The sequence below is a fragment of the Methylocystis sp. genome, from assembly GCF_051061225.1.
Classification (GTDB): Bacteria; Pseudomonadota; Alphaproteobacteria; order Rhizobiales; family Beijerinckiaceae; genus Methylocystis.
Genome location: NZ_JBPFEB010000129.1, coordinates 196,348 through 207,187, shown reverse-complemented (window position 1 = coordinate 207,187; position 10,840 = coordinate 196,348). Strand labels below are relative to the sequence as shown.

The window sequence follows — 10,840 nt, the reverse complement described above, 5'->3', positions numbered from 1 at the left end:
CTATGCTGACGCTGCTCGCGGAGCTGTCCTCCTGGTACAGCCCGCTCAACATCTTCCGCTACATCACCTTCCGCGCCGCCATGGCGGCCGCGACGGCGCTGTTTTTCGTCTTCTTCTTCGCGCCGGAGACGATCGCCGCGCTGCGAATCCGGCAAGGCAAGGGCCAGCCCATCCGCACCGACGGGCCGCAATCGCATCTGCTGACCAAAAAGGGCACGCCCACAATGGGCGGGCTCATGATCCTGTCGGGGCTGATCGCCGCGACCTTGCTCTGGGCCAAGCTCAGCAACGCCTACGTCTGGATCGTCCTGTTCGTCACCGCCTCCTTCGGGGCGATCGGCTTTTACGACGATTATCTGAAGGTCACCAAGCAGTCGCACGCGGGCTTTTCCGGCAAGGCCCGCCTTGCGATCGAATTCCTCATCGCGGCGATCGCCTGCTATTTCCTCATGAAGGTCGGCGGCGACAACATGTCGAAACTCGCCATCCCGATGGTCAAGGGCTACATCGGCTCAATGGGGACCTTCTTCATCGTCTTCGGCGCCTTCGTCATTGTCGCGGCGGGCAATTGCGTCAATCTCACGGATGGTCTCGACGGCCTCGCCATCGTGCCGTCGATGATCGCGGTCGGCACATTCGCCATCTTCTCCTATCTTGTCGGCAACTCGATCTTTTCAAACTATCTCGGGGTGAATTATGTCGCGGGCGTCGGCGAACTGACCATCGTCTGCTCGGCCTTCATCGGCGCGGGCCTCGGCTTCCTGTGGTTCAACGCGCCGCCGGCCCAGATCTTCATGGGCGACACCGGTTCGCTCGCGATCGGCGGGCTTCTCGGCACGGTGGCGGTGGCGGTGAAGCAGGAGTTCGTGTTCGTCATCGTCGGCGGCCTCTTCGTGCTGGAGGGCGCCTCGGTCATCATCCAGGTCGCCTATTACAAGGCCACGGGCAAGCGCATCTTCCTGATGGCGCCGATCCATCACCACTTCGAACAGAAGGGCTGGAAGGAGCCGCAGATCGTCATCCGCTTCTGGATCATCGCCTTCGTGCTGGCGCTCATGGGTCTCGCGACCCTCAAGCTGAGGTGATCATGACGCCGGTCACAACCTTCAAGGGCAAGCATGTCGCGCTGTTCGGCCTGGGGGGCTCGGGCCTCTCGACCGCCCGCGCGCTGATGGCGGGCGGCGCTCATGTGCACGCCTGGGACGATGGCGAGGCGGGGCGTCTCAAGGCGGTGGCGCAGGGCGTGCCGCTCGAAGACCTCTCCATCGCCGACTGGTCGACATTCGCCGCGCTGGTGCTGACGCCGGGCGTGCCGCTGACGCATCCGACGCCGCACTGGACCGTGCCGCTGGCGCGCGTGGCGGGGGTCGAGATCATCGGCGACATCGAGCTCTTCTGCCGCGAGCGCGCCGCGCATACCGGCGGCTCGCCCTTCATCGCCATCACCGGAACCAACGGCAAATCGACGACGACGGCGCTCATCGCTCACATTCTTCGCCAATCGGGCCGCGACGTGCAGCTCGGCGGCAATATCGGCGTGCCGATCCTCGATTTGGAGCCGCCGTCCGACGAGCGCATTCACGTCATCGAGTGCTCGTCCTTCCAGATCGACCTCACGCCGTCGCTGAAGCCCACGATCGGCGTGCTGATCAATCTGACGCCGGATCACATCGACCGTCATGGGACGATGGAGAATTACGCCGCGGTCAAGGAGCGGCTGGTCGCCGGCGCGGAAGTGGCGCTGGTGGGCGTCGACGACCCCTATACGCACGCCATCGGCGCGCGGCTGTCGGCCAACGCCGCCCCGGAGCAGCGGGTCGCGCCGGTTTCCGGCGCGCGCGCGCTCGACTGGGGCTTTTATGTGGACAATGGCGAAGTCTACTACCGCGAACAGGGCCATCCTCCGGAGGAGGCGGAGCTGCTCGGCGCGCTCGCGGGCGCCCGCGCGCTGCGCGGCGCCCATAATGCGCAGAACGCCGCCTTCGCGGCCGCCGTCGCCTGGGAATGCGGGCTTGAAGACGACGAGATCGCGCAAGGACTGCTGAGCTATCCGGGCCTGCCGCATCGCATGGAGGAGGTCGGCCGCATCGAGCGCGCGCTCTTCGTCAACGACTCCAAGGCGACCAACGCCGACGCCGCCGAAAAGGCGCTGGCGAGCTTCACCGATATCTACTGGATCGCCGGCGGCAAGGCGAAGGAAGGCGGCATCGAGCCGCTGCGCCCCTATTTCCCGCGCATCCGCAAGGCCTATCTGATCGGCGCCGCCAGCGACGACTTCGCGCGCACGCTCGACGGCGCGCTCCCCTATGAACGCTGCGAGACGCTCGACGTCGCCATCCAGCGCGCGGCCTTCGACGCGCTGACGGATGGCGCGGACGAACCGGTCGTGCTGCTGTCGCCCGCATGCGCCTCTTACGATCAGTTCCCCAATTTCGAGGTGCGCGGCGACACCTTCCGCAAGCTCGTGCAGGGCCTGCACGCCGTCATTGCCGCCCGCAGAGGAGGTCATTCATGATTTCGCGCGCCGAGCGAACCGCATTCTCGGATTGGGCGTGGACGGTCGACCGATGGCTTCTCGCCGGCATTGGCCTGCTCATCGTCGCGGGTCTGGTCTTCGCGATGGCGGGCAGCCCGCCGGTCGCGGAACGCCTGCATCTTCCGACCTTCCATTTCGTCAACCGCCAGGTCGCCTATCTGCTGCCGGCGCTGGCGGTGATGATCGGCGCGTCCTTCCTGCCGCCGCGCCTGGTGCGGCGCGTGGCGCTCGTCATCTTCGTCATCTCGCTGGCGCTTGTCGTCGGAACGCTCTTTTTCGGCCAGGAAGTGAAGGGCGCGAAGCGCTGGATTTTCGGGATTCAGCCCTCCGAATTTCTCAAGCCCGCCTTCGTCGTCGTCGTGGCCTGGGCCTTTTCGGAGGGCGCGCGCCGCAAGGACGTGCCCGGAAACTGGCTGGCGCTGCTGCTCTTCCCGGTCACGATTGGCCCGCTCGTGCTGCAACCGGATTTCGGCCAGACAATGCTGGTCTCCATCGTCTGGGGCGCGCTGTTCTTCATGGCCGGCCTGCATCTCATCTGGGTCGTCGGGCTCGGCGGCGTCGCGGTGCTGGCGGCGGGGCTCGCCTATAAATTCGTGCCCCATGTCCATGCGCGCATCGAAGCCTTTCTCGAACCGCCGCCGCCCGTCGCGGGCGTGCCCTCCAACTTCCAGTCCGAGACCGCGCTCGAAAGCTTCATCGCTGGCTCCTGGTTCGGCAAGGGGCCGGGCGAGGGGACGGTGAAACGCATTCTGCCGGACTCGCATACGGACTTCATCTTCGCGGTCATCGGCGAGGAGTTCGGCGTCATCGTCTGCATCGCGCTGGCGCTCGTCTTCGCCTTCATCGTCGTGCGCGGCCTGCTGCTCGCAGCGCGCAATGAAGACCCCTTCTGCCGCTTCGCCACCGCAGGACTGGTCATGCTGTTCGGCCTGCAAAGCTGCATCAACATGGCGGTGAATGTGCATCTCATGCCTGCGAAGGGAATGACTTTGCCCTTCGTCTCCTATGGCGGCTCCTCGCTGATCTCCCTGTCGCTCGGCATGGGGTTCCTGCTTGCCGTCACGCGCAAGCGCCCGCGCACGCGCATTCTCACCGAGGTTGCGGCGACGAGCGGCCCCGCGACCGTTGCGGCGGCGGCCTGACATGAGCGACGCGCCCATCCTTCTTGCCGCCGGCGGCACCGGTGGCCATCTCTTCCCGGCCGAGGCGCTCGCCCATGCGCTCAATGCGCGCGGCGCCACGGTTGATCTCGTCACCGACGAGCGCGCGCTCGCCTATGGCGGAAGCTTTCCGGCGCGCGCGATGCACTGCATCCCCTCGGCGACGCCGCGCGGCGGCTCGCTGGTCGCCAAGGCGCGGGCCGTGGCCAGCCTCGCTTACGGAACGGCGCAGTCGGCGGCGCTGCTGCGCAGACTGGCGCCGCGCGCCATCATCGGCTTCGGGGGCTATCCCACCGTGCCGCCGCTGCTCGCCGCCGCCTTTCTGAAGATCCCCAGCGTGCTGCACGAGTCGAACGCCATCATGGGGAAGGCGAACCGCTTCCTCTCCGGCCATGTCGACCGGATCGCGGCGGGCCTGCCCAATCTGTCCGTGCCCGCGCCCTTGCAGGGCAAGATCGTCGTCACCGGCAATCCGGTGCGTCCCGCCGTGCTCGAGGCGGCGAAGCTGCCTTATCCGACATTCGATGAGGGCGTCTTCCGGCTCCTCGTCACCGGCGGATCGCAGGGCGCGCGCGTGATGGCGGATATCGTGCCCGAGGCCATCGCCGCTCTTCCCGAGACTCTGCGCGCGCACATCCGGGTCGTGCAGCAGACGCGCGCGGAAGATATTCCACGCGTCGAGGCGATCTATCAGAGCGCTGGCGTTCACGTCGACATCGCGCCCTTTTTCAGGGATCTTCCGCTGCGCATCGCGCAGGCGCATTTCGTCGTGTCGCGCGCGGGCGCCTCGACGGTGTCGGAACTCGCCGTCATCGGCCGTCCCGCGCTGCTCGTGCCGCTGCCGCATTCGCTGGACGGCGATCAGGCCGCGAACGCCGCCGTTCTGCAAGACTCGGGAGCGGCGGAAACGGTGAAGCAGAGCGACTTCTCGCCGGCGCTTCTCACGGCGCGGCTGGCGGCGCTCATCGACGCGCCACAGGACCTCGCGTCTCGCGCGCAAGCCGCGAAACGGGTGGGCGTTCCGGACGCCGCCGAAAGACTGGCCGATCTGATTTTGAGCGTGGCGCAAGCCCGCGCGTCCTAACGGAGACAGGTATGAAACTGCCGCGCGATCTCGGCCCCATTCACTTCGTCGGCATCGGCGGCATCGGCATGTCGGGCATCGCCGAGGTGCTGCTCAATCTTGGCTACAAGGTGCAGGGCTCCGACGCGACCGAAAACGCCAATGTGAAGCGTCTGTCGGAAAAGGGCGCCACGGTCTTCGTCGGCCATGACGCCAAGAATCTCGGCGACGCGGCGGTCGTCGTGGTCTCCACGGCCATCAAGCGCGACAATCCCGAACTCGTCGCCGCGCGCGAGAAGCGCCTGCCGGTCGTGCGCCGCGCGGAGATGCTCGCGGAACTCATGCGCCTCAAGCAGTGCGTCGCCATCGCCGGCACGCATGGCAAGACGACGACAACGTCACTTGTCGCAACACTGCTCGACGCGGGCGGACTCGATCCCACCGTGATCAACGGCGGCATCATCAACGCCTATGGCACCAACGCGCGCCTGGGCGCCGGCGAATGGATGGTTGTCGAGGCGGACGAGAGCGACGGCACCTTCCTGAAGCTTCCGGCCGATGTGGCGATCGTCACCAATATCGACCCCGAGCATCTCGATCATTTCCACACATTCGACGCCATCAAGGAAGCCTTTCGCAATTTCATCGAGAATCTGCCTTTCTATGGTTTCGCCGTGATGTGTCTCGATCATCCGACAGTGCAGGAGCTCGTCGGCAAAATCGAGGATCGCCGCGTCGTCACCTATGGCGAAAATCCGCAGGCTGACGTGCGCCTGCTCGACGTCAATCTCGAAGGCGGCGTGTCGCGCTTCAATATTCTGCTGCGGGACCGGAAGACCGCGCAGGCGACCTATCTGGAAAATCTCCTTTTGCCCATGCCCGGCCATCACAATGCGCTCAACGCCACGGCGGCGGTGACGGTGGCCTATCAACTGGGTCTCTCGCCCGATCAGATTCGCAGGGCGCTCGCGGGCTTCGGCGGCGTCAAGCGCCGCTTCACCCGCACCGGCGAATGGAATGGCGTGCAGGTCTTCGACGATTACGGCCATCATCCCGTGGAGATCGCCGCCGTGTTGCGCGCCGCGCGCGCCTCGACCAAGGGCAAGGTCGTCGCGGTGATGCAGCCGCATCGCTATACGCGCTTGCAGTCGCTCTTCGACTCCTTTGCGACCTCCTTCAATGACGCCGACGTCGTGATCGTCGCCGATGTCTACGCCGCCGGCGAGCCGCCGATCGACGGCGTCGACCGTGACGCGCTGGTGAACGCGATCCGCGCCCATGGCCACCGCCGCGCGGTGGGTCTGCCGTCGCCGGAGGTGCTGCCGGCGATGGTGCGCGAGATTGTGGCTCCGGGCGATTACGTCGTGTGCCTGGGCGCGGGGAACATCACCCAGTGGGCCTATGCGCTGCCGGAGCAGCTCGCGGCGGGCGGGCAGGCGTGATGGCGACCGGACCAACCCCCTCCCTGTCCCTCCCCCGCAAGCGGGAGAGGGGACGCTCACGATCAGCGCGCTTGATGAAGACCCGAATCTGCTCCCTCTCCCGCGAAGCGGGGGAGGGGTGGGGAGGGGGCGCATGAGCTTCCCCGATGTCTCCCCCGGCGTCATCGCCCTCATGCCCGAGTTGCGCGGGAAACTCACCGCCAACGAACCGCTCGCGCCCTATACCTGGTTTCGCGTCGGCGGGCCGGCGCAACTTCTCTTCATGCCGGCCGACGAGGCCGATCTCGCCTATTTCCTCGCGCGCCTGCCAAAGGAAATCCCGGTCACGGTCATTGGTCTCGGCTCCAATCTCATCATCCGCGACGGCGGCGTGATCGGCGTCGTCATCCGTCTTTCCGCCAGGGGCTTCGGCGATATGAAGGTCGAAGACGGATGCCGCCTGCGGATCGGCGCCGCCGTGCCTGACGTGAAGGCGGCGCGCGCGGCGGCGGACGCGGGCATTGATGGGCTGGCCTTCTATCGCGGAATCCCCGGCGGCATTGGCGGCGCGTTGCGCATGAACGCCGGCGCCCATGGCGGCGAGACAAAGGATGCGCTCATCGAAGCGCGCGGCGTCGACCGGGACGGAAACATCCGCGTCTTCACCACCGCCGACATGGGCTACAGCTATCGCCATTGCTCCGCGCCCGACGACGTGATCTTCACGCAGGCGCTGTATCAGGGCCGCCCCGGCGACCCGCAGGCGATCCTTGCCGAGATGGACCGCATCACGCAGGCGCGCGAGGCCTCGCAGCCGATCAAGGAAAAGACCGGCGGCTCTACCTTCAAGAACCCGGAAGGCCACAAGGCCTGGCAATTGATCGACGCCGCCGGCTGTCGTGGACTGATCGTCGGCGACGCGCAGGTGAGCGAAATGCATTGCAACTTCCTGATCAATCGCGGCCACGCCACCGCCGCCGACATCGAGACGCTGGGCGAAACCGTCCGGCGCCGGGTGAAGGAGACGAGCGGCGTCGAGCTGCATTGGGAAATCAAACGGATCGGCGTCCCTTGAGATGAGCCTCCTCACGTCGCGCGGCGTTGCTGTCGTTCGGGAAGTCCCGAGAGCGGCGGCCATTTTCGCCAGTCCATGGACGACCCTGGCGCTCCTTTGCCTCGCCCTGGCGCAGCAGATCGCGGGTCATCTCGACTGCGACGTGTCCTGGTTCATCACTTTCGCCGAGAAGGTCGCCGACGGCGCCGTTCCTTATGTCGATGTGACGGACCCGAACCCGCCCGCCGCCTTTCTCGCCCTCGTCCCGGCGGTGGCGCTCGCCCGCGCGCTCGGCCTCGCCGTCGAGCCGGTCGTGGCGGGGCTCGTCTTTTTCGCCGCCGGCCTGTCGCTTGGGCTCTGCGCGCTGATCTTTCGCGCCGGCGCGCCGCGCTCGCGCGAGGAGTGGCGGCTGCTGCTCAACGCGGCCGTCTTCCTGCTGCTTGTCGCGCCGGCGTTTGTGTTCGCCGAACGCGAACATGTGGCGCTGCTGGCGCTCGCGCCCATGCTGGCGTCTCTTGCCGTTTGCGCCGAAGGCGGACGCGTCGCCGTCCCGCTGCGTGTCCTCGCCGGCCTCGGCGCCGGGATCGCCGTCTGCTTCAAGCCGTTTTTCATTCTGGCGATCATTTTGCCCGCAGCGGCGCTGGCCCTTCGCGAGCGTTCGATCCGGCTGCTGCTGACGCCGGAAGCGATCATCGCCGGGGGGCTCTGCGCGCTCTATGGAGCCGCCACGCTCGTCTTCTTTCCGGCCTATGCGCATTATGCGCTGCCGACCATCCTCGAAGTCTATCAGCCGGCGCGCGAGGGCTGGGTCAAGCTCGCCCTGCTGTCGGCGGCGCCGTTCAACGTCGCGCTTCTGCTGGGATTGGCGGTGGCGGCGGCGCGCGGCTTCGCCCATCCGTCGGCGGCCCCGGCCTTCGTCGCGCCTGCGGCGGCGCGGGTCTGCGCCTTCGCCTCCGCAGGCTTTCTGGCCGGTTTCTTCATCCAGGGCAAAGGCTGGACCAACCACGCCTATCCCGGACTTGCGCTCGCGCTGCTGGCCTGGTGCTTTTTCCTGCTTCACGCCCACCCGCGCGCCCGCGCCGCGTGCGATGGCGGTCCGTTCAAATTCGTGTTCCTGCCGATCTTCATCTGCCTCCCGGCGCTGTTCGGCGCGGCCAATCTGATCTCGGATGGCGAGGAGCATCCCGGCCTGCGCGCGGAGCTCGCCCGCGTCGCGCCGGCCCATCCGCGTCTCATCGCCATGGCGCGGCAGCTCGACTTCGGCCATCCGGTGACGCGCCAGCTCGCAGGGACATGGGTGGGCCGTCCCAATGCGCTGTGGACCGCGAGCTTCGCCGCGCATCTCATCCGCGAGGCGCCGGACGAGGCGACACGCGCGCGGCTTGAAGCGTATCGCCGACGCGATCTTGCCGGCTTCGCCGCCGATGTGCGGGCCGGCGCGCCCGACGCCATCATCGTCGAGGATAAAGGCACACGCGAATGGGTGTTGAAACAGGCCGAAACCGCGGGCGTGCTCGAGGGCTTCGAAAAGACCGGCGAGGCCGGGGAGATCGAGCTCTGGACGCGCAAGGCGCGGGTGGCGGCGTCGCGCCCCGAAGCGTCGCAACGTAGCTTCCGATAGGAGAGATTCGCGCCCATTGCGTGGGCTGGCCCGAAGCGTCGCCGGCGTTCAGCGTTCCCGAGCGGGGCTTTTTCGCTCCGCGAAATTCAAGAGACAGACATGACCAAACACGTCGCCGTGCTGATGGGCGGGCTTTCCGCCGAACGCGAGATTTCGCTGCGCTCCGGCTCGGCTTGCGCCAGGGCGCTCGCAGAGCAGGGGTTCCGGGTCACGCCGGTCGACGTCGGCCACGACGTGGCCAATGTTCTGGCCGAACTGAAACCGGACGTCGCCTTCAACGCGCTGCACGGCAAGTTCGGCGAGGACGGCTGCATTCAGGGCGTGCTCGAACTGCTGCGCATCCCCTACACCCATTCGGGCGTGCTGGCCTCCTCCGTGGCGATGAAGAAGGACGTCGCCAAGGTCGTCATGGCCGCCGCCGGGGTCCCCGTGCCCAAGGGCCGGGTCGTGCATCGGCGCGAGGCGGCCGAGGCCCATGTGCTCCCGGTTCCCTATGTGTTGAAGCCCGTTTCCGAGGGATCATCCTTCGGCGTCTTCATCGTCCGGGAGGATCAGGCCCATCCGCCGCAGGAACTGACGCGGCCCGACTGGTCGCATGGCGATCTGATGCTCGCCGAGCAGTTCATTCACGGCCGGGAGCTGACCTGCGCCGTCATGGGCGACAGGGCGCTCGACGTGATCGAGATCGTCGCCGCCGACGGCGGGTGGTACGATTACCACGCGAAATACGCGAAAGGCGGTTCGAAACACATTCTTCCGGCAATTCTTAAAGAGAAAATTTACCAAACAGTCCAACATTTAGCGATCGAGGCTCATAGAGCTCTCGGGTGCCGCGGCGTCAGCCGCGCGGACTTTCGATACGACGACCGCCCCGGAGGTACGGGCGAGCTCGTCGTGTTGGAAGTCAACACGCAGCCGGGAATGACGGAGACCTCCCTCGTGCCAGAAATGGCGGCTTTTGCGGGTTTTTCATTCGGCGAGCTAGTCAGATGGATGGTGGAAGACGCATCCTGCGATCGTTAAGGGAGTCGGTCTCGGCTCCCCTTCCGCTTGTTCATTTTCCGGCGGCCGAGCCGAGCATGGCGGGCGCGCCCGCCTCCGGCCCGGCGGCTCCCGCCGCCACGTCCCCCGCGCCCGCCTTCGCGCGCCGCGGCGCCGGCGGCGGGTCGGCCCTGGAGCGCTACGCCTTCCTCGGCCGTCCCGGCATGGGCCTCCTCGGGCTCCTCGCGATGTTCGGAGCGGTCGCCTTCGCCGGCATGAAGCAGAACGGCGGCTATGACGCGCTCGTCGCGCGCGAGGGGCAGCCCTGGGACGTGGTCGCCCGCGCCGTCGGCCTCGACATTTCGGCGGTGACCATCTCGGGCCAGTCGCGCATGACCGAGAAGGAGTTGCTGGCGGCCTCCGGCGTCGACGGGCGCAACTCGCTGCCCTTTCTGGACGCCGCGGCCGTTCGCGATCGGCTGATGGCCATTCCGCTGATCAGGTCCGCGCGGGTGATGAAGCTTTACCCCAACCGGCTCGTCATTGCGGTGGAGGAGCGCCGGCCCCATGCGCTGTGGCAGCAGGATGGCCGCGTGTCGGTGATCGCCGACGACGGAGTCGCCATCGACGAGCTGCGCGACGAGCGCTACCTCGGTCTGCCCTTCGTGGTTGGCGACGGCGCGCAAAAGCGCCTGCCGGAGTTTCTCGAGCTGCTCAAGATCGCGGGGGATCTCTCGCGGCGCGTGAAGGCCGGCGTGCTGGTCGCGAGCCGCCGCTGGGATCTCGACATGACCAACGGCGTGCTCGTCAAGCTGCCCGAGGAAAATCCCGGCCGCGCGCTGCAGACGCTGCTGCGTCTGCAACATGAGGCCCGAATTCTCGACAAGGACATCATGTCGATCGACCTGCGCGAGCCGGACCGCGTCGCGGTGCGCCTGACCGAGGAAGCCGCCGCCGCGCGAGAGGCGGCGCTTCCGCGCAAGACCAAGAAAACAGGTGGTTAG

9 protein-coding genes are annotated in these 10,840 nt (G+C 67.1%); all 9 read left to right on the top strand.

Annotated features, from left to right (window positions below; translation table 11 throughout):
- The first annotated feature begins 2 nt into the window (after positions 1-2).
- Complete coding sequence (gene mraY / locus ACR652_RS22890; RefSeq protein ID WP_434508785.1) at positions 3-1,085, top strand: phospho-N-acetylmuramoyl-pentapeptide-transferase; 1,083 nt, start codon at positions 3-5, stop codon at positions 1,083-1,085.
- A gap of 2 nt (positions 1,086-1,087) precedes the next feature.
- Positions 1,088-2,515: a UDP-N-acetylmuramoyl-L-alanine--D-glutamate ligase gene (gene murD, locus ACR652_RS22885; RefSeq protein WP_434508784.1), complete on the top strand. Its 1,428-nt coding sequence runs from the start codon at positions 1,088-1,090 to the stop codon at positions 2,513-2,515.
- Complete coding sequence (locus tag ACR652_RS22880) at positions 2,512-3,678, top strand: FtsW/RodA/SpoVE family cell cycle protein (protein ID WP_434508783.1); 1,167 nt, start codon at positions 2,512-2,514, stop codon at positions 3,676-3,678. Before murD ends, ACR652_RS22880 begins: the two co-directional genes overlap by 4 nt.
- A 1-nt stretch (position 3,679) precedes the next feature.
- Positions 3,680-4,780 (top strand): undecaprenyldiphospho-muramoylpentapeptide beta-N-acetylglucosaminyltransferase, encoded by a 1,101-nt coding sequence (gene murG / locus ACR652_RS22875; RefSeq protein WP_434508782.1) that lies wholly within the window; start codon positions 3,680-3,682, stop codon positions 4,778-4,780.
- 11 nt (positions 4,781-4,791) lie between these two features.
- On the top strand, positions 4,792-6,201 hold the full coding sequence (murC, locus tag ACR652_RS22870; RefSeq protein WP_434508781.1) for a UDP-N-acetylmuramate--L-alanine ligase: 1,410 nt from the start codon (positions 4,792-4,794) through the stop codon (positions 6,199-6,201).
- A 133-nt stretch (positions 6,202-6,334) separates the two neighbouring features.
- Complete coding sequence (gene murB / locus ACR652_RS22865) at positions 6,335-7,255, top strand: UDP-N-acetylmuramate dehydrogenase (RefSeq protein ID WP_434508780.1); 921 nt, start codon at positions 6,335-6,337, stop codon at positions 7,253-7,255.
- Between the two features lies 1 nt (position 7,256).
- Entirely contained in the window at positions 7,257-8,855 is a 1,599-nt protein-coding gene (locus tag ACR652_RS22860) for a hypothetical protein (RefSeq protein ID WP_434508779.1), read from the top strand.
- A gap of 99 nt (positions 8,856-8,954) precedes the next feature.
- Complete coding sequence (locus ACR652_RS22855) at positions 8,955-9,878, top strand: D-alanine--D-alanine ligase (protein ID WP_434508778.1); 924 nt, start codon at positions 8,955-8,957, stop codon at positions 9,876-9,878.
- Between the two features lie 56 nt (positions 9,879-9,934).
- A complete protein-coding gene (locus tag ACR652_RS22850) occupies positions 9,935-10,840 on the top strand; it encodes a cell division protein FtsQ/DivIB (protein WP_434508777.1) in 906 nt (301 codons plus the stop codon).

Bases quoted from the DNA above. Each gene is read 5' to 3' on its own strand.
- mraY (WP_434508785.1), top strand. From the start codon at position 3: ATGCTGACGCTGCTCGCGGAGCTGTCCTCCTGGTACAGCCCGCTCAAC.
- murD (WP_434508784.1), top strand. From the start codon at position 1,088: ATGACGCCGGTCACAACCTTCAAGGGCAAGCATGTCGCGCTGTTCGGC.
- ACR652_RS22880 (WP_434508783.1), top strand. From the start codon at position 2,512: ATGATTTCGCGCGCCGAGCGAACCGCATTCTCGGATTGGGCGTGGACG.
- murG (WP_434508782.1), top strand. From the start codon at position 3,680: ATGAGCGACGCGCCCATCCTTCTTGCCGCCGGCGGCACCGGTGGCCAT.
- murC (WP_434508781.1), top strand. From the start codon at position 4,792: ATGAAACTGCCGCGCGATCTCGGCCCCATTCACTTCGTCGGCATCGGC.
- murB (WP_434508780.1), top strand. From the start codon at position 6,335: ATGAGCTTCCCCGATGTCTCCCCCGGCGTCATCGCCCTCATGCCCGAG.
- ACR652_RS22860 (WP_434508779.1), top strand. From the start codon at position 7,257: ATGAGCCTCCTCACGTCGCGCGGCGTTGCTGTCGTTCGGGAAGTCCCG.
- ACR652_RS22855 (WP_434508778.1), top strand. From the start codon at position 8,955: ATGACCAAACACGTCGCCGTGCTGATGGGCGGGCTTTCCGCCGAACGC.
- ACR652_RS22850 (WP_434508777.1), top strand. From the start codon at position 9,935: ATGGCGGGCGCGCCCGCCTCCGGCCCGGCGGCTCCCGCCGCCACGTCC.